The organism is Corynebacterium fournieri, assembly GCF_030408775.1.
GTDB classification, from domain to species: Bacteria; Actinomycetota; Actinomycetes; order Mycobacteriales; family Mycobacteriaceae; genus Corynebacterium; species Corynebacterium fournieri.
The window spans coordinates 828612-845882 of sequence record NZ_CP047210.1 but is presented as its reverse complement, the minus strand read 5'-3'; the positions used below and the strand labels follow the sequence as shown (position 1 = coordinate 845882).

At 64.2% G+C, this 17271-nt stretch carries 16 protein-coding genes; 13 read left to right on the top strand and 3 right to left on the bottom strand.

Annotated elements, in window-relative coordinates; all coding sequences use genetic code 11:
• Window positions 1-37: 37 nt before the first annotated feature.
• The 5 genes from CFOUR_RS04180 to CFOUR_RS04160 all read left to right on the top strand — a co-directional run bounded on the left by CFOUR_RS04180 (window position 38) and on the right by CFOUR_RS04160 (window position 5530).
• Complete coding sequence (locus tag CFOUR_RS04180) at window positions 38-946, top strand: DUF808 domain-containing protein (protein WP_085957519.1); 909 nt, start codon at window positions 38-40, stop codon at window positions 944-946.
• Between the two features lie 21 nt (window positions 947-967).
• Window positions 968-2014, top strand: coding sequence for a hypothetical protein (locus tag CFOUR_RS04175; RefSeq protein ID WP_085957518.1), 1047 nt, complete (start codon window positions 968-970; stop codon window positions 2012-2014).
• 53 nt (window positions 2015-2067) lie between these two features.
• Window positions 2068-2487, top strand: coding sequence for a cupin domain-containing protein (locus tag CFOUR_RS04170; protein WP_085957517.1), 420 nt, complete (start codon window positions 2068-2070; stop codon window positions 2485-2487).
• A gap of 142 nt (window positions 2488-2629) precedes the next feature.
• Entirely contained in the window at window positions 2630-4054 is a 1425-nt protein-coding gene (locus CFOUR_RS04165; protein WP_101706381.1) for a DUF4185 domain-containing protein, read from the top strand.
• A gap of 33 nt (window positions 4055-4087) precedes the next feature.
• Entirely contained in the window at window positions 4088-5530 is a 1443-nt protein-coding gene (locus tag CFOUR_RS04160) for a DHA2 family efflux MFS transporter permease subunit (protein WP_230471789.1), read from the top strand.
• Here the strand turns inward: CFOUR_RS04160 and CFOUR_RS04155 are convergent, their stop codons facing one another.
• Complete coding sequence (locus tag CFOUR_RS04155) at window positions 5531-6046, bottom strand: pyridoxamine 5'-phosphate oxidase family protein (RefSeq protein ID WP_085957515.1); 516 nt, start codon at window positions 6044-6046, stop codon at window positions 5531-5533.
• Window positions 6047-6127: 81 nt separating this feature from the next.
• On the opposite strand from CFOUR_RS04155, the gene CFOUR_RS04150 reads away from it, so the two are divergent.
• Window positions 6128-6856, top strand: a complete 729-nt coding sequence (locus CFOUR_RS04150) for a spermidine synthase (RefSeq protein ID WP_290180052.1) — start codon at window positions 6128-6130, stop codon at window positions 6854-6856.
• Between the two features lies 1 nt (window position 6857).
• Here the strand turns inward: CFOUR_RS04150 and CFOUR_RS04145 are convergent, their stop codons facing one another.
• The gene (locus CFOUR_RS04145; protein ID WP_085957513.1) at window positions 6858-7349 is read right to left on the bottom strand and encodes a 2'-5' RNA ligase; all 492 of its coding nucleotides are present in this window, start codon (window positions 7347-7349) and stop codon (window positions 6858-6860) included.
• A 70-nt stretch (window positions 7350-7419) separates the two neighbouring features.
• Here CFOUR_RS04145 and CFOUR_RS04140 point away from each other — a divergent pair, with 70 nt between their 5' ends.
• The 5 genes from CFOUR_RS04140 to CFOUR_RS04120 all read left to right on the top strand — a co-directional run bounded on the left by CFOUR_RS04140 (window position 7420) and on the right by CFOUR_RS04120 (window position 13893).
• Window positions 7420-9606 (top strand): AAA family ATPase, encoded by a 2187-nt coding sequence (locus tag CFOUR_RS04140; RefSeq protein WP_230471788.1) that lies wholly within the window; start codon window positions 7420-7422, stop codon window positions 9604-9606.
• Between the two features lie 31 nt (window positions 9607-9637).
• Window positions 9638-10648 (top strand): 5-methylcytosine restriction system specificity protein McrC, encoded by a 1011-nt coding sequence (locus CFOUR_RS04135; RefSeq protein ID WP_230471787.1) that lies wholly within the window; start codon window positions 9638-9640, stop codon window positions 10646-10648.
• Window positions 10649-10806: 158 nt separating this feature from the next.
• Window positions 10807-12051 carry an ABC transporter substrate-binding protein gene (locus CFOUR_RS04130; RefSeq protein WP_085958415.1) on the top strand — a complete coding sequence of 415 codons (1245 nt, stop codon included), beginning with the start codon at window positions 10807-10809 and terminating at the stop codon, window positions 12049-12051.
• On the top strand, window positions 12052-13137 hold the full coding sequence (locus CFOUR_RS04125) for a FecCD family ABC transporter permease (RefSeq protein ID WP_085957511.1): 1086 nt from the start codon (window positions 12052-12054) through the stop codon (window positions 13135-13137).
• 3 nt (window positions 13138-13140) lie between these two features.
• Entirely contained in the window at window positions 13141-13893 is a 753-nt protein-coding gene (locus CFOUR_RS04120) for an ABC transporter ATP-binding protein (protein ID WP_085957510.1), read from the top strand.
• Window positions 13894-13896: 3 nt separating this feature from the next.
• Here CFOUR_RS04120 and CFOUR_RS04115 read toward each other — a convergent pair whose 3' ends face one another.
• On the bottom strand, window positions 13897-14670 hold the full coding sequence (locus CFOUR_RS04115; protein ID WP_085957509.1) for a MerR family transcriptional regulator: 774 nt from the start codon (window positions 14668-14670) through the stop codon (window positions 13897-13899).
• A gap of 51 nt (window positions 14671-14721) precedes the next feature.
• Between CFOUR_RS04115 and CFOUR_RS04110 the strand changes: the two genes are divergently transcribed.
• The gene (locus CFOUR_RS04110; RefSeq protein ID WP_085957508.1) at window positions 14722-15216 is read left to right on the top strand and encodes a DUF1707 SHOCT-like domain-containing protein; all 495 of its coding nucleotides are present in this window, start codon (window positions 14722-14724) and stop codon (window positions 15214-15216) included.
• A 470-nt stretch (window positions 15217-15686) separates the two neighbouring features.
• The gene (locus tag CFOUR_RS04105; protein ID WP_085957507.1) at window positions 15687-17219 is read left to right on the top strand and encodes an HNH endonuclease signature motif containing protein; all 1533 of its coding nucleotides are present in this window, start codon (window positions 15687-15689) and stop codon (window positions 17217-17219) included.
• Window positions 17220-17271 lie beyond the last annotated feature (52 nt).

Below are 17271 nucleotides of genomic sequence, written 5' to 3'. Positions count from 1 at the left end.
CTGGTCGAGTTCCCAGCTCCGACCGGAAGGATCCCACATGGCCGGTGGCCTACTTGCCCTGCTCGACGACGTCGCCCTGATCGCCCGCACCGCCGCCGCGAGCGCGGACGACGTGGCCGGCATGACCGCGAAAACATCCGCCAAAGCCGCTGGCGTAGTCATCGACGACGCGGCGGTGACCCCGCAGTACGTCTCCGGTGTCACCCCGGCGCGTGAGCTGCCGATGATCTGGCGCATCACCAAAGGCTCGCTGCGCAACAAGCTGCTGATCATCCTGCCGATCGCGCTGTTGCTCAACGCCTTCGCCCCGTGGGCGCTGACCCCGATTCTCATGCTCGGCGGCACGTACCTCGTCTTCGAGGGCGCGGAGAAGATCGCGCACAAGTTCAGTTCCAACGCGGATGAGGAAGCGGAGAAGGCCGCGAACAAGTCCGAAGAAGACGAAGACCATCTGGCCAACAGCGCCATCCGCACCGACCTGATCCTGTCGGCGGAAATCATGATCATCTCCCTCGACGAGGTGAAGGACCAGCCGGTGTGGATGGAGGCGGCCGTGCTGGTGGCCGTGGGCATCTTCATCACGCTTGCCGTCTACGGGGCAGTTGGGCTGTTGGTCAAGATCGACGACATCGGCCGCGGCATGATCGAGCGTGGCAACACACCGAAGCTCGGCCGTGCGCTGGTCAAGGCGATGCCGCACGTGCTCAATGCCATCGGCGTCATCGGCACCGTCGCGATGCTGTGGGTGGGCGGCCACCTGATTATCCGCGGTTTGGACGAAGTGGTGGGCTGGCACTGGCCGCACCACATCATCGCCCTGGGCCAGGAAGCCGTCGGCGGCGGCGCGCTCGGCTGGTTCGTGGAGACCGGCATTTCCATGGTCGCGGGCTTGATCGTCGGCTTCATCGTGCTCGGCGTGGTGCAGCTGGTGAAGAAGCTGCGCTAGCGCCTGCCTACAATTCGCCCTATGGCAGCCAAGCAGTACCCCCTCGCCCCGTCCACGTGGGGCGCGGGCGTGGAAGTGCCCGTGGACCACGTCTCGCAGGCCGCCCTCTTTTCGGATTTCGCGGGGCGGCGAGGCACTACGTATGTGGACGTGGTGCTGGAAGCTAACCCGCTCAACCGGTCGTGGCGGGTCCGCCGGCGCAGCACCGGTGATCTTCCCGGCCCTGTGCTTGGCGAGGTCGCGCCCGAGTGGCGCGCCCACTTTCCTGAGATCGAGCGCATCCACTCCTCTTTCTTGCAGCCGGCGACCGTGGCCGCGGTTAGCCTCAACGGGCAGACGGGCCGGTTCGACGTGCACGTGGTCCTGCCGGAGCCGCAACTTGCGGTGCCGCGCAACAACGCTCCGGAGGACGCGGCGGTGCTGCGGCCCGGCGACATGCTGGTGGTGGATACGTCCGTCGGCGAGTTTGGCGCCGCCGAGCTCGAACAGCGCTCCCCCGGCCAGTGGTTCGTGGGGCTTTTGCCTATGGACGGCGCAACGCTTGCCACCCTCGACGGTCGAGTCCTCGGCGCCCTCACCGAACCCGACAGTGAAGCTGCGCTGCGTTGGCTTCAAGGATTCGAGCACGGTGAGCTGTGGGCGCGCGTTTTGCTGCTGGACGGGATGGCCGGTGTGGACGCCGCCGCTCCGGAGGAGGGCACCGAGCAGGTGCCCGCACTCTCGGGCGCGCCGCAGCGGCGGACCGAACCGTGGCAGCTCATCGATTTCCCCGGCGGCGGGTGGGCTGTCACGGTGGACCGGGACTTCGCCACCGACCCCGACGACGAGGTAAAACCGCGGCACACTGCGCGCTACGTCTCCCTCGGCGGCGGCGCGCGGCCCCAGGAACTCGGTGCACCGACGGAGATGTTCGGGCGCATCGACGAGCCCGCCGAGGAACCGCAACGCCCCGAGCCGACGGCCGTGGCCGCGCAAAATAAGGGGGACGGCTACCTCACGGAGGTGGAGAAAGTCCAGCTCAGACGCAAGAACCGGCGTCGCAGGCGGGGCGGGAGGCACCGTCGCTAAGCAAATGCTCCTACAGTCGGAATTGGAGTGATTCCAACAACAAAGGAGCAACGATGGCTGATAAGGGACCGAACCCGTACGTGGTGGACATTGAGAAGGCGACGCTGGACAACGGGGCGTTCCGCGACACGCTGTGGACCGGCAAGAACCTGCAGCTGACCGTCATGACCATCCCGGTCGGCGGCGAGATCGGCGCCGAGATCCACGACGACCACGACCAGTTCCTCCGCCTCGAGGAAGGCGAGCTGCGCGCGAAGATCGGCCCGTCCGAGGACGACCTCGAGATCGACGAAGTGATCAAGGCTGACTGGGCGGCGTTCGTGCCCGCCGGCAAGTGGCACAATTTCGTCAACGAGTCCGACGCGCCGGCGAAGCTCTACTCCATCTACGCCCCGGCGGAGCACAAGCCGGGCACCCGCCACGAAACCAAGGCGGACGCCGACAACGACCCGAACGAAACCGACGCGGTCTAGCCTCTACTACGCAGGTGAAAGCCCGGATGCGACACGCTCGCATCCGGGCTTTTCTAGCCCACACCCGAGTCGGCGCCAGGTGCTACAGTGCTCTCTGTCTCTTTGCACACTTTGAGTAACATTTGTTGAAAAGGCTAACTTGATGCGCACCTCGTCGAAGCCCCTGTCCCTGATCAGTGCTGGCGTGGCCGGCGCACTTGCATTGGCTGCCGTGCCCCTGCCTGCGGCGCACGCGCAATCGAGCCTGAGCAGCTCCTCCGGCACCCCCGCGAAGAAGCGGACCGAGAAGAAACCGTGGGTGAACGTGGAACCACCGAAGAAGACCGCCTCCTCACCGATGCGGATGCCCAACGGCACCACCATCCAAATCATGGACGACGTACTGGGCAAGTACTCCGAGCACACCGGCTTCCGCACCGGCGATCTGGGCACGATGGCCCCGATCAGCGACGACGAGTTCGCCATGATCTTCGGCGATTCCTTCCGCGGCGATTTCGGCAACGGCTGGATGAGCCCGGTGGGCGTGGTGGCGACGAAGGACGAGGACGGCTTTATCAAGATCGTCCGCCCCATCGACAACACCTCCGAAGTCACCGACATGATCGATTACCACCGCGTCGGTGAGAAAACGCTGATCCCCTCCGACGTGATCAACATCGGCGGCGTGTTGTACATGCAGGGCACGTGGCACGCCCCGCTCGGCACCGTGCTTTCCTCCCAGGTGTGGAAGTCCACCGACCAGGGCAAATCCTGGTCCTCCGTCGCCTCCACCCCCGGCGACTACTTGAGCGGTTTGTCGCAGCTGATCAGCTGGGAGAAGGGACCGGACGGCTACATCTACGCCACGGGCACGAAGTTCGGCCGCGAATCGCCCGTCTTCCTGTTCCGCTTCGAGCCGGAAGACATTGGCAAGCCGGCCAACTGGGAGGTGTACAGCAAATCTTCGGGCGAGTGGGGCAAGGAGGCCGAGCCGATCCTGGACCGCGACGTGCGCGCAGGCGAGATGAACCTGCGCTACATCGACGGGCACTGGGTCCTGGTGATGTTCAACGAGGAAACGGAGGATGTGGAGGTTCGCATTTCCGACACGCTCGAGCGCAACTGGAATGATGTGCGCGTGGCCACTGTGGCCCACAACGGACCGTGGGAGCGCGATCAGACCCCGCTGAACTGGTCCCAGCCCTACGGCGGCTACATCGTGCCGGGGTCGCACCTGGACGACATGGACATCGTCGTGTCCCAGTGGAACACCAAGACCGGCGACCGCTACACCGCCACCCAGTTCAACGTGAAGGGCCTGGACAAGCTGTACGGCATCGACGCCGACGCCGTGCGCGAGGAACCCGTGGTGGAGGTCCTGGAGCCCGGCGCCGAGGCAACGCCCGATGCGGAGGCTGAAGGCAACCAGGCTGAAGACCAGTCGGAAGCGTCCGGCTCCTCCTCCACCGTGCGCACCTTGGCAATCATCCTGGGTGTGCTCGCGGGTGTCGGCGCCATCGGCGCGGCCACGTTGCCGCTGTACAAGGACATGCTGCCGGAATCGGTGCAGGCGATGCTGCCCCAGTAGGTCCTGTCAGCCAAGCCCAGTATCATCGCCCCGGTGCAGCAAAACGTAACTCGTTCGCCGTGGCCGGCCTTGTGGTCGATGATGCTGGGCTTTTTCATGATTTTGGTGGATTCCACCATCGTTTCCGTGGCTATCCCCGCGATCTCGGAGGGCTTGGGGGCGTCGTACAACGAGGTCATCTGGGTCAACTCCGCCTACCTGCTCGCGTACGCGGTGCCGTTGCTGATCACTGGGCGTTTGGGCGATCGCTTCGGCCCCCGCACGATTTACCTTGCGGGCCTGGCGCTGTTTACTGCGTCTTCGTTGGCCTGCGGGCTGGCGGCGTCGCCAGCGGCGCTCATCGCCGCCCGCGCGTTCCAGGGCCTCGGCGGGGCGATGGTGACTCCGCAGACGATGTCGGTGATGATCCGCACGTTCTCTCCGAAGGAGCGCGGTGGGGCGATGGGTGTGTGGGGCGCGACTGCGGGCCTCGCCACCGTCGTCGGGCCGTTGTTGGGCGGTGTGCTTGTCGACGCCTCCGGTTGGCCCTGGATCTTCTTCGTCAACGTCCCGGTCGGCGTGCTCGGTTTGATTCTGGCCTGGATCCACGTCCCCCGGTTGGAGAAGACGAACCGCCACTTCGACTGGGTGGGCGTGGCGTTGAGCTCTGTCGGCATGTTCTGTTTGGTCTTCGGTATCCAGGAGGCGGAGACCTTCGACTGGGACTGGCGCGTGTGGGCGTTGCTTGCGGTCGGCGCCGCAGCCATGGCGGTGTTTTTGCGGTGGCAGTCCACGCAGGGCGAGCGCGCTCTGGTGCCGCTGGCACTGTTCCAGGACCGCAACTTCTCCCTCGCCGGGGTGACCATTTCCACTGTCGGTTTCGCCATTTCCACCTACATCATCCCGTGGATGATCTACGTGCAGACGGTGCAGGGCTTTACTCCCACCCAGGCCGCGCTGCTTGTGCTGCCCTCGGGTCTGGTCTCGGGTGTGCTCTCGCCGTTTATCGGCAAGTTGACCAACACCCACGATCCGAAGCCGTACGCGATCGCGGGCTTGTCCTTGGCTGCCGTGTCGATGGCGCTTTCCGCGCTGATTACCACCCCGGAGGTGGATCCGCGCTGGATGTACGCCATCGCGGTGGTCTACGGCGTGGCCAATTCGATGATGTGGGGCCCGCTTTCCATGATCGCCACCCGCAACCTGGATCCGCGCCTGGCCGGAGCTGGCTCCAGCGTGTACAACACCACCCGCCAGATCGGGGCGGTGATCGGCTCCGCCGCCATCGCCGCAATGATGTCCTCCCAGCTGGCAGCCAAGCTGGGCGGCGGCGCGGGCGAGACGGCCGCGGGCCAGCAAACCGGCCCTCTGCCGGAGGCACTGCACGTCCCGTTCGCCCAGGCAATGGGCAACTCGATGTGGCTGCCGTGCGCCGTCATCGCGGCAGGTGCGGTCGCGGCGTGCTGCTTCGCCCGGACGAAATCCTGGAACGACTGACTACACGCCGCCGGGCAGCGGGATGCGTTCCCAGTCCCCCAACTCGTCGCGGCGGTAGATCAGCTTGTCGGCGTTTTCTCGGCTGCCCCAGAGCTGGAAGAACTCGAAGTGCTCCGGCTGGATGCACCACACGTTGAGACGTTCGCCGTCGAATTTCCTATGCGCGGTGCCCTTCACGCGCACGGAGCGGCGCAGCGGCTGCCACCAGAAGTTCAGCGCCGCGGCTCCGGACATCTCCAACTGCTTGACGGTGGCGGTTCGCTTCCCGGTGCCGAAGTGGAACCCGTCGGAATCCAGGTGGAGAATGTCGACGATTTTAACCTCGGGAAGCCCGAGCTCGTCCACGGTCGCGAGGGAGACGGCGGAGACGTCGCGAAGCCCCTCGTCCACGGCGTGCTCGAACCACTCGGCGAATAACACGTTGGGGTCGCGAGGCAGCGAGGCGAAGTCGACCTCAATCCGCGAGGTCTGCGTCTTCTCCAGCCCCGCGACATAGTCCTGCGACAGGTAGATCATGGCGCGATCGTATCAACGAAACCCCCCGCAGGCGCCGAAACCACATGCGATAACAGTCACACAGCAGGTATGTATGGTCCCATGGCAGACCGCACCCGCAAGCCCCGCGCGGCGAAGAAGCGCATCGAGGGTTCCTACCCCATTGACACGGGCACTGCCTGCATCGTCGCCGATCCGCAGCGCGACGGCGCATACGTCCTAGAGGTCAACCGGGTGCCCTCCTCATACGTCGTGCCCGGCGCGCCCGAGGTGCTCGAGTACGACTACATGCAGTGGATCGCAGAGTTCATCGGCTCCTGCAAGCTTCCGGAGCCGTTTACGGCGGTGCACCTCGGCGCCGCCGGCTGCGCGCTGCCAAGTTACGTGCAGCACCGGTGGCCGAGCCGCAACATTGCCGTGGAGCTGGACCGCGGTTTGGCAACACTGGTGCGCGACACGTTCGACCCACCCGTGGAGATCGTGGTCGCCGAGGCCCGCGCGTTCACCCACGCGCTCGCGCCGGGGTCAGTGGACGTGATTGTGCGCGACGTCTTCTCCGGCCCAGACACGCCACGGCCGCTGACCACCGTCGAGTTCTTCCACGCTGCGCGTCGCGCCCTGTCCCCCGATGGACTGTTCGTAGCCAATGTCGGCGATAGCGATGGGCTGCCGCGCACCCGTGCGGAGCTCGCCGGGCTGCAGCAGGTCTTCGCGCACACCGCCGTCCGGCGCGTCGGCCGCGGTTACGGCAACGTGGTCGTCGCAGCTTCGAATGCTGCTCTGCCCGGCGAACAGCTGCCTATCGACGGCGCTTCGCCCCTCCACGACTGACTCAAAGCTCCAGCTCGGCGCCAAGGCTCGGCTGGTAAAACGCCGCGCGCTGCGCAGTAATCTCCTTGAGGTGCGGCGAGGTGACCTCCTGCAGCGCGGCAATGTAGTCCGGCACGACCCGCTTGGGCAGGCGCAGCCCCATGGTCAGGTGCGGGATCCAGCGCTCGCCGCGCCCCTCCGGGTTTGCTGCGCTGACTTCTCTGGCGGCGCGTTCGAGCCCCTCCGGCGCTTCCAGCAACCAAGCCACAGTTTGCTTTGACTTGGTGCCGAAGATGGCGAAGCCGGACCGTCGCAAAGCTGCCGGCAGATGCGGCGGCAGCAACGCCGTCGCTTCGCCGATCGCGCGGCGGTGCATCTTCGGCGCGAAGGTGACGGAGATGTGCGGGCGCTGGTGCTGCTCGGGCAGGCCCCGCTCGGCCAGTTGCGCGTAAATCGCCCTGATGGTCTGCTCTTCCTCCTCTGGCAGGCGCAGCAAGATGTTTTCGGGCGACATTGGGGCGAGCCTACCAACACGCTTTCCGCCGGGGCCCACACACTGGGACCGCCGTGGCACACTGGCCAGCATGAACGATTTTGTCGCCCTCTCCCGCCCAGCCGATGACATGGAAATGGCTCGGCAGGTTCGGCCCATCATCGAGCAGATGCTTGGCGGCGGCCAATCGGTCCTCGACCCCGCCGCAACAATCTGGACCGCCGAAGCCGCGCACGAACTAAGGCACCGGATCGCCGACAACCCCATCCAGGGCAATGAAACGCAGTGGTCCAAGTTGGAGCAACAACTTCAGGGCGCACCCCGCCAGGTTGTCTTGCTTGCCGCGGAGATGGTCTTGCTGCGCGAGCATCCCATCCACATGGCAAGACCTCAAACCCGGCGTGGCCACGTGGAACAGGTGCTGGCAATATCTCCGGACCCGCCAGCGATCCCGGAGGCCGTAGCTAATTGGATGAGCACGCAAAGCCCTGCCGGTTTCAAGCCCAACCAAGGCTACAACGGTGCACTGTGGCGCCACCTTATCTGGTTCGCGCAGTTCATCGAGCACTGGCACCAGGTCGCCCCGGACGTTCGCACTGAAGCGCTGCAGGACCCGTGGACGATGCAACGCGTGATGCTGGAATCCGGAGAGGACCGTTCTGACATCCGCAACGCCGTACAGTTCCTGATCCGCCCGGATGTGTTCGAACCGATTTCCTCCCAAAAGATGAAAGTGGCGATTTGCAGCGGGCTTGCAGACCAGCTGGAAGGAGCGGTTGGGCAGGAACCGGAGGACGTCGACAAGCAACTGCTCGCTATCCGCACCTCACTTGCACGTGAAGGCCGCGCGCCCTTCCACTTCTGGTCGCCCGGGGTGAATGAGATGTGGGACTCGCCGCCGACGCGCCCCGATGAGGAGCTCGAACCTCGCGGAGTGCACTACTGGCTATTCGCGCCGGGCCCCGACGCGATCTACTGGCAGGACCACCAAGAAAGCGGCCTGATGGCGTTGGGGTGGGATGAGATCGGCGACTTCGCGCAGTACACGAGCAAGGAGGCGATCCGCGACGCACTCGACACTGACGCGGCCGGTTTGTCCTACATGCACGACAAACTGGCGATCTGGCAGTTCCAGCATGACATGCAGCCGGGTGACATCGTGTTTGCCAAACGCGGAGGCAAACACATTGTGGGCAGAGGACGCGTCATCTCGCAGCCGCGCTACGAGCCGGAGCGCGAAATCTACCGCAATGTCCGCTCGGTCGAATGGACGCACACGGGACGCTGGCCGAATCCGGGCGGCGCTATTGTGAAGACGCTGACCGACATCACCGGCAAGACCGGGTATGTGGAACGACTCGAGGCGCTGTTCGACGAGACCCCGAAGCTCACGCCCGCCCCGAAAGAGGTCGACGGGTACGCAAAGGAAGACTTTCTGCACGACGTGTACATGTCCGCCGAGCGCTACGACAGGCTGCGTTCACTGCTCTTGCGCAAGAAAAATGTGATTTTGGCTGGCCCTCCAGGTGTGGGCAAGACCTACGCGGCGAGACGGCTGGCGTTTTCCGTCATGGGGGAAAAGGACACCTCGCGTATCCAGTCGGTGCAGTTCCACCAGAGCTACTCTTACGAGGACTTTGTCATGGGCTACCGCCCGAACGCCGAGGGAGGGTTCGACCTCGTCGAGGGCCCGTTCTACTCGTTCTGCGAACGTGCGAGAGAAGACTCCGAACGCGACTACTTCTTCATCATCGACGAGATCAACCGAGGCAACATTTCGAAGATCTTCGGCGAGCTGCTCATGCTCATCGAGGCAGACAAGCGCGACGGCCAGGGTCTGCGGATGGTGTACAACAACGAGGTCTTCTCGGTGCCGGCGAACGTGCACATCATCGGGATGATGAACACTGCAGACCGCAGCCTCGCGGTGCTCGACTACGCACTGCGGCGTCGCTTCGGGTTCTTCGAGATGGCCCCCGGGTTCGACACCGCACAATTTCGCCGTTTCATTGAAGCAGAGGACAGCTCCGCTTTCACCGCGCTGGTGGAGGCCCTGCAAGCGCTCAACCACGAAATCTCTCAGGATCCGGGGCTCGGCCACGGCTTCGCGATCGGCCACAGCTACCTCTCCGCCAATGAAGCGAGCCGAAGCGATGACCTCTGGTTGCTTTCCGTGGTTGAAGATGAGCTGGTTCCTCTGTTGGAGGAGTATTGGTTCGACCAGCCTGAGCGTGCCCAGCAGTGGAGCCTGACCCTTCGCGGTGCGCTCGATGTCTAAGTCTTCAGTGCTTGTGGGCAATGTGTACGTCATGATGGCGTACGCGTTTAGAGCGCTTTCGCTTGTCGACGGCGTCCCGCAAGCCACCACCGAGTTCGAACATGTCCACGACCTCCTCGCCGAGATCATTGCCCAAGAGACAGCGAAGCAGGTGAAGCGCGGGCTCGATCACTGTTACGTGCAGCAGTCGGAGGAATTGGCCACGGTTCGCGGACGAATCGACATGCAATCTTCTCTGCGCTCCCAGTCGTTCGTGCGCGGCAAACTTGTCTGCCGATACGACGAGTACGTGGCCGACACCCCCGTCAACCAGGCGGTCAGGGCGACGATACTGATGCTTGCACGATGCGACTCAGTGACGGAACCGAGACAGCAAGCGCTTTCCCGTTTGCTGCCCTTCTTCGACGGCGTTGCTGCAGTTTCACCTCGAATGATCCGTTGGGCCGATATTGGGCTGCACCGTCAGAACTCCTCGTATCGGTTTCTCTTGAACGCGTGCGAACTCGCGGTGAAAGGTCTGCTGCCGAAAGACGGCGCAGGCGAGTCACTGTTGCCCTGGCTCGACGAGGACGCGATGAGCTCACTGTTCGAGCGGTTCGTCAGGGAGTATTTCCGCTTTCACCACCCGGAACTTGGGGTAAGCGCCGCGCACATTCCCTGGAATGTGGCGGATCCGGGTGGGCTCTCTCCCGTCGGCACCAGCTACTTGCCCAGGATGCGAACCGACATCACGCTTCAGCGCGGGACAGACACACTCATTGTGGACACGAAGTTCTACAGCGATTCGATGCAGGACGGCCGGTTCGGCAAAGCAACGTTCCACTCTGGGAACCTCTACCAGCTGAGCACGTACGTCCAGCATGCCGCCGCGACGCGCCCCCACGTGGCGGGTTTGTTGCTCTACGCCAAAACTGACGGTCACGTGCAGCCGGAGCTGGACGCCATGATTGCCGGACATCGGCTCGGCGCGACGACGCTCAACCTCGCCCAGCCGTGGCCGAAGCTGCAGCAAGAACTGGAGAACCTGCTCACTCGGTTCTAGTCCCGCCCCCGCGTCGCGTTTCGTGCGGCGGCCGCTCGCCTGGCCGCCATCCCCCCACGCTGGGGCCGCGTATTTGACAGCATGTAAGGCTTACCTTACATTCACTCACGTTCCTATTAATTAGCCTAGGCTTACTTAAAAACACAAAGGGGAAAGTGGTGAAGCTGTCACACCGAATCGGCGCCGTTTCTGTCGCCCTGGCAACCGCACTCGGACTTGCTGCCTGCGCGGGCAGCGAAAACGGCCAGGACGCAGAGTCACCGGTAAACACTGCGCCTGAGGTGGCCTCGACCGCGTCGACCGACAACGCCTCCCAGCCGGGAGCTACCGCCGGCAGCATCACGGTCACCGACGCGGCCGGACGGAAAATCGACTTCGAAGAGCTGCCGGAACGCATCGTGCTGGCAGAAGGCCGCGCCGCCTACGCCACTGCCCTTTTGCAGGACAAGCCCCTCGACAACGTCGTCGCGTACGGGCAGGACCTGGAAAAGGCCGCAGGGGCGTTCCGCGACAAACTGTTCGAGCTGCAGCCCGAGGCGAAGGACATGCCTGCAATCGGCGCGATTCAAAAGGGCGACGTGACCGTGGAGAACCTGCTCGCACAGAATCCGGACGTGGTGATCATGACGCTGGATCAGAAGAAGTCCGTGGAGGAAAGCGGTTTGCTCGCCGACATGGACGCGGCGGGCATGACTTACGCCTTCATCGACTTCCGCCAGAAGCCGCTGGAAAACACCCCGGTCTCCATGCAGCTCCTCGGCGATTTGCTGGGGCAGAGCGAACGCGCCGCGAAGTACAACGAGTTCTACACCGAGAAGGTCAAGAACATCACTGAGCGCGCGGCGAAGACGACGGAGAAACCGGATGTGCTGATTTGGACTGCAGCCGGGTTCAGCGACTGCTGCCCGGTCGCGGGCGATGTCCACCTCGGCACGCTCGTCACCGCGGCGGGCGGGCACAACCTCGGCCCAGAGGTGCTGGGGACGGACACGACGACTCTCACACCGGAGAAGCTCGTTGAGCTCAACCCAGAAAAGCTCATTGTCACCGGCGGCGAGTGGGCGCGCGATCCGGATAAGGCGGAAGCTTTCCGCCACGTGGAGCTTGGCTACCAGTCCAACCCGGAGCTCGCGCTGGAGACGTGCGACGGCCCGTTGAGCCAGGCAGGCATGGAGCTTCTCGACGCCCCGAAGACCGGCAACTACTACGCGGTCTACCACCAGTTCTACGACAACCCGTTCAACGTCTTCGCTCTCGAGGCGTTTGCGAAGTGGATCCACCCGGAGGAGTTCGGCGACCTCGATCCTGAGCGAGACTTCGAGCAGTTCCACAAGGAGTGGATGCCGTTCGAGTACACCGGCGCATTTTTCATGGATCCAGCCAACCCGGGGGACAATCAGTAGATGACCACGCACGTATCTGCAGGATCGGAATTGGCCGCGGATGCTCGTCGAGCCGCGATTGACAGCTACCGCAAGCGCGGGCGCACTAAGGCGCTCGCGATTGCGGGGCTGACGGTCGCCGTTGCTGCGAGCTTTCTTTTCGCCGTCATCGTCGGGCCGCTCGATCTTTCGGTCTCCGACGTGTTCAACGCAGTGTTCCGGCCGGATCAGGTGGACCAGCAAACTCGTGTGGTGATCCAGACGTTGCGCCTGCCTGCAGCCGTGATGGCGGTGCTGTGCGGCGCAGCCCTCGGCTTGGCGGGCGGGCAGATGCAGACCATCTTGGACAATCCACTCGCGGAGCCGTTCACGTTGGGCATTTCCGCTGCGGCGGCGTTCGGTGCCGCGCTGTCCATTGTCATGGGCTGGACGCTCATTGCGAATCCGCAGTTCAACTTGGCGCTCATCGCCGCGTTGGCGGCGCTTGTCGCGGTGGCGGTCGTCGCTGTGGCGTCGGTGTGGCGCGGCGCCACTGCCGAGTCCATGATTTTGTTGGGCATTGCGCTGTCCTTTTTCTTCCAAGCCCTGCTTTCCCTGCTGCAGTACGGTGCGAACGTCGAGGCGCTGCAGCAGATTGTGTTCTGGACGATGGGTTCGATGCAGCGCGCAAACTGGACCGCAAACATCATCTTGGCGGTCATTTTGGCGGGGGCAATCCCCTTCTGCTTGGCCAACGCCTGGCGGCTGACCGCGCTGCGGCTTGGCGACGACCGCGCCGCCGCCCTCGGCATCGACGTCAAGCGGTTGCGCATCACCACCCTGCTTGTCGCTTCGGTGCTCGCCGCCGCGTCGGTGGCGTTTACCGGCATCATCGGGTTCATCGGCCTGGTCGGCCCCCACGTGGCACGCATGCTTGTCGGCGAGGACCAGAAGTTCTTCCTCCCCGGCGCGGCTGCCGCCGGCGCGATGCTTTTGAGCTTGGCCTACGCGGTGTCTATTTCCATCATCCCGGGCGTGGCCATCCCGATAGGCATCATCACCTCGCTGGTCGGCGTTCCGTTTTTCGTGTTCCTCATTTTCACCCGTGCCCGCCGGAAGGGGGCGTAAGTCATGTCGATTCGCGCGGAAAATCTCACGGTCGCCTACGGCCGCACCACCATTCTCCATTCGCTGTCGTTCGGCCCCCTGACACCTGGCAGCGTGGTCGGGTTGATTGGCCCGAACGCGGCGGGCAAGTCGACTCTGGTCAAGACCATCGCGGGGATCAAGCAGCCAACTGAAGGCTCGGTTTCCGTCAGCGTGGGTGATGCGGAGCTCGTCGGCAAGCAGCGTGTGCGAGCCGTCGGCTATGTGCCGCAGGATTTGCTGAGCAGCGCCTCACTCACCGCGTTCGAGTCGGTGATGGTCTCCGCCCGCCGCCGCGGCGACGCGTCGTGGGATCCGCTCGAGCGCAGCGCAGACGTGATGCAGCGGCTGGGTATCACCCACCTGGCCGACCGCTTGGTGTCGGACATGTCCGGCGGTCAGCGGCAGCTCGTCGCCATGGCCCAGATGCTTGTGCGTGAGCCGAGCGTCATGCTTCTCGACGAGCCCACGTCCGCCCTCGATCTCCGTCACCAAGTCGAGCTGCTGCAAATCGTCCGCGACGAGGTCCACGAGTCGGACAAGATCGCGCTGGTCGCTCTCCACGACCTCAACCTGGCTGCCCGGTACTGCGACGAGCTGCTGGTGGTCAAAGCGGGGCACGTCATTGCCCACGACACTCCCCACCAGGTGCTGCAACCGGACTTGCTGGAAGAGGTCTACGGCATCCGCGCACGTGTGCTCGACGATGGCGGCGTACCCGTCGTCTGCCCCGTCTAGCGTCTAGTCCCACTGTGGGTCGTCCACGTCCACGCCCTCGGCTTTCGCGTGGGCGGTGACCAGCTCGAGCAGGTAATCCTGCGCGCCGTCGTACGCCTCGTGGAACCGCGGGTCGCCGACGTACATGCGCGCCAGGATGAGCTGGCGGGCCGGGGTCACGTCGTACCACTGCGCGATGCTTTCGCGGTGGCGCTCCACCAGCGCTGCGGCCTCATCTGACCCCGGCTCGACACCGGCGTCGCGAGCAGCGACCAGGTCCGCGGCGAGCGCGTCCTGCTCCTGCTGCAGGCGGGCGAAGTCGGACTCGCCCATCTGCGCGAGTTTCTCCTGAGATGCTGCCCACTCCGGGGTATCGCCCCAGCGCTGCTCGGCTTCAGCCTGGTAAGCGGGCATGTCTTCGCCGAGGTACTTCTTCATTGCGTCCATGTCGATGGATCCTTTCGTTGCTTGTTGGATGAGGGTCTGGACAGATGCGAGTTGCGCGTCCAGCGCGCGCTTCTGCGTGGCCAGGGCTTCCTGGTGGTGCTTGAGTGCGCGGGTGAGGGTGGCACCGGAGGCGTCGATAAGCGTGGCGATCTGCGCAAGCGGCACGCCAACGCCGCGGTAGAGCGCAATCGTCGCGCCCCGCTCAAGGTCCGCTTCCGTGTAGATGCGGTGATCCGCCCAGGTGCGGGCTGGCTCAAGAAGCCCCAGCGTCTCCCAGTGGCGCAAGGCCTTCGTGGACACGCCGAGTGCCTCGGCCGCCTCGCCGATCGTGTACTCGTTACCATCTGCCATGAGTGCGATTGAACAGGTTGCCGCAGGGGCAAGCACAAGTTGGGAGAGAAAATGAGCGAGATTCGCGTCGGCGACAACGAACGTTCGGCAGCGTTGGACCGGCTGGGCACCCTGTTCACGGACGGTTACCTGGATGTCAGCGAGTTCGAGGAACGCACAGGTCAGGCCGCGGTGGCGCGCACGCGCGGGGAGCTCTCAGCGCTTTTCGACGACCTCCCGGCCGAACCGGTCGCATTGGAGAAGCGGACGCCGTCCGAGGTCGAGCTAGATGAGAAACTCGCGGCGAAGCGGAAGCTGGACACCGCGATCTACGCCACGCTCATTGGCGGCTTGGCGATCTTTTTCGTACTGCAGATCGGGCTTGACTTGGACTACGCCTGGGTGGTGTGGCCGGTGGTGGGCATTCTCGCGGTCGCTTGGTACACCGTCTTCGACATCTCCGACGAGGAGGACGAGATCCTCGAGGAACTGTTAGAGAAGGAACGTTCTGATCGCGCCGAGCGGTTGAAACTCGCCGCCGAGCGCCGCAGAGAGCTTGGAAAATAGTCCCGAGTTTCCTGTGTGCGTATTCCTCGCGCGCTCGCGCTTGCTGTAATCGGTTCTGTCGGCGTGGTTTCGGGTTGCGCCGGGGGTGGCGAGCGCGAAACCGTGGTGGTCACGTCCACGCAGTGGGTGGATCCGGATTCGGGCGAGCTGGTGGAGTCCGAGGAGGTTGCGGAGCCTGATGGGGTTGAAACCGAGGCAACAAGTACGGGACTTTCGACAACACCCACGGCTGGGACGAATACGCAGGAAAGCGGGTGCGGCTGCGGGTTCTCATTGAGTAGTTCTCGTACTCGTCCGAGGTAGCCTGCCCTTCGGCAGCCAGCTCATACTCAACGACAACGCGGGCATTGAAGTGCTGCGTTAACCCCCTTTCGAACGTCTGTTCTATTTTTCGATGGCCGTGTCGGACGCGTTGTTAGATTGAGTTCATTACTTTCAACAAACTGCGTTTTTGACGGGAAGGAGGGGCCATGACCAGCGAGATCACCCGGTGCGTCAACGAGATTGCTTCAGCGCTGTGCACACTTAGCACACTGTTCGAGGACCCCTCCGCCCTCGCATTTGAGGACGTCCGGCACGACTTGGAGCGCCTAGAGGAGCAGTTTAAAAAGAAGGCGACTATCGACGCAGCATTCGCCTTTATCGCCGACCGGGACGATGCCGGACGCATCGTTGGAGCCAACTACCCAAACGCGTACCTGCAGCAGTGCCTGGACCTATCCAAGAGTGAGGCATATAACCGCCTCGAGCGCGGCCGGTTGCTGTACGGCGCCCCGCCGGAGCCCACCCCTCCCCTGCCCGATGACGCAGAGGACCTGTTCGACATGTCCGAGGAGGACGCCGAGGCCGAAGCCCACGCCGCCGCGGAGGCTGCAGCCGAGGAAGAACGCGCCCGCCAGAAGAAAGCGCGCGAAAACTCGTCGAAGGTCAGCGCGGAAAAGCAAGACATCATCCGGCGCGAGCTGGACAAGCTACTCAAGGCTGCATCCTGCGAGCGCACCCGCATCCACGCCGAAGCGATGGAGGAAGCGCTGCACCGCAGCCCCGAGGACCTGCGTCTTTTCGTGCGCAAGGCGGTAGACGCGGCAAACCGGAAGCACGCGCCGCACTCCAACCCGAACGCTGGGTTTGAAAAGAGGAGTGTCTCCTTTGGCCGTCGCAAGGCAGACGGCACCGTGGACATCCACATCAACGCCACCGCTGGCCACGCGGCGCTGATGAAAGCGCACATGGACAAGGGGCTGGCGCCGAACTCGAACCTGCCGGAGGAACAGCAGGGCGAGGCGGATTCGCGCACACCGCAGCAACGCCGGTTCGACCAGTTCTTCGCCATCTTCGGGCAGTATGAGGAGCAGTGTCAGAAATCCAATGACGGGGCCGCGTCCGTGGTGCTTGCGCTGACCCTCGACGACCTCGCGGACGGCGACGCCGCCATGCTCTTCGACACCAACACCGGCATCGAGGTGGACTGCTTCGACCTCGTGCGCCTCGGCATGGACGGCACAACCGACTTCCTGCTGCAGGTCGACGGGGTCAGCTCCGTGCCGCTGTGGATGGGGCGCACCAGCCGTCTCGCGTCGGTGGCGCAGCGCATCGCCATGTTCGCGGTGCAAGGGGTCTGCTCCTGGCTCGGCTGCACCGCCGCGATGACCGAGTGCGAGGCGCACCACATCCTCGCGTGGATCAAGGGCGGAAACACCGACATCGAAAACCTCACCGGGCTGTGTCGCGAGCACCACAGGTGTAACAACGACCACAGAGACGGCTCCTTTAACAAGGGGTACATGGATTTCGACCCGAATACGGGCAGGTCAGGGTTCCGACGGCGCCCCGGTGACCCGTTGAAATTCAACCAGTCGGTCCCCGCGAAACATTCGGCGGTGAGCAGGATCTATGCCGCGAAAGGCCGGTGCAACTGCGCGCACGGCCCGGGACACGACCCAGCGTTTTACCCTCCAGACCACCCGCCAACAAAGGACACGTTCACGCCCCTGCAGGTGTGACCTCCCTGCAGGCTAGGTGTGTAAGCATGCGCATTTTCGCCGTGGGGCATTC

Bases quoted from the DNA above. Each gene is read 5' to 3' on its own strand.
- CFOUR_RS04110 (WP_085957508.1), top strand. From the start codon at position 14,722: ATGAGCGAGATTCGCGTCGGCGACAACGAACGTTCGGCAGCGTTGGAC.
- CFOUR_RS04170 (WP_085957517.1), top strand. From the start codon at position 2,068: ATGGCTGATAAGGGACCGAACCCGTACGTGGTGGACATTGAGAAGGCG.
- CFOUR_RS04105 (WP_085957507.1), top strand. From the start codon at position 15,687: ATGACCAGCGAGATCACCCGGTGCGTCAACGAGATTGCTTCAGCGCTG.
- CFOUR_RS04120 (WP_085957510.1), top strand. From the start codon at position 13,141: ATGTCGATTCGCGCGGAAAATCTCACGGTCGCCTACGGCCGCACCACC.
- CFOUR_RS04115 (WP_085957509.1), bottom strand. From the start codon at position 14,670: ATGGCAGATGGTAACGAGTACACGATCGGCGAGGCGGCCGAGGCACTC.
- CFOUR_RS04165 (WP_101706381.1), top strand. From the start codon at position 2,630: ATGCGCACCTCGTCGAAGCCCCTGTCCCTGATCAGTGCTGGCGTGGCC.
- CFOUR_RS04145 (WP_085957513.1), bottom strand. From the start codon at position 7,349: ATGTCGCCCGAAAACATCTTGCTGCGCCTGCCAGAGGAGGAAGAGCAG.
- CFOUR_RS04125 (WP_085957511.1), top strand. From the start codon at position 12,052: ATGACCACGCACGTATCTGCAGGATCGGAATTGGCCGCGGATGCTCGT.
- CFOUR_RS04150 (WP_290180052.1), top strand. From the start codon at position 6,128: ATGGCAGACCGCACCCGCAAGCCCCGCGCGGCGAAGAAGCGCATCGAG.
- CFOUR_RS04140 (WP_230471788.1), top strand. From the start codon at position 7,420: ATGAACGATTTTGTCGCCCTCTCCCGCCCAGCCGATGACATGGAAATG.
- CFOUR_RS04175 (WP_085957518.1), top strand. From the start codon at position 968: ATGGCAGCCAAGCAGTACCCCCTCGCCCCGTCCACGTGGGGCGCGGGC.
- CFOUR_RS04135 (WP_230471787.1), top strand. From the start codon at position 9,638: ATGATGGCGTACGCGTTTAGAGCGCTTTCGCTTGTCGACGGCGTCCCG.
- CFOUR_RS04180 (WP_085957519.1), top strand. From the start codon at position 38: ATGGCCGGTGGCCTACTTGCCCTGCTCGACGACGTCGCCCTGATCGCC.
- CFOUR_RS04155 (WP_085957515.1), bottom strand. From the start codon at position 6,046: ATGATCTACCTGTCGCAGGACTATGTCGCGGGGCTGGAGAAGACGCAG.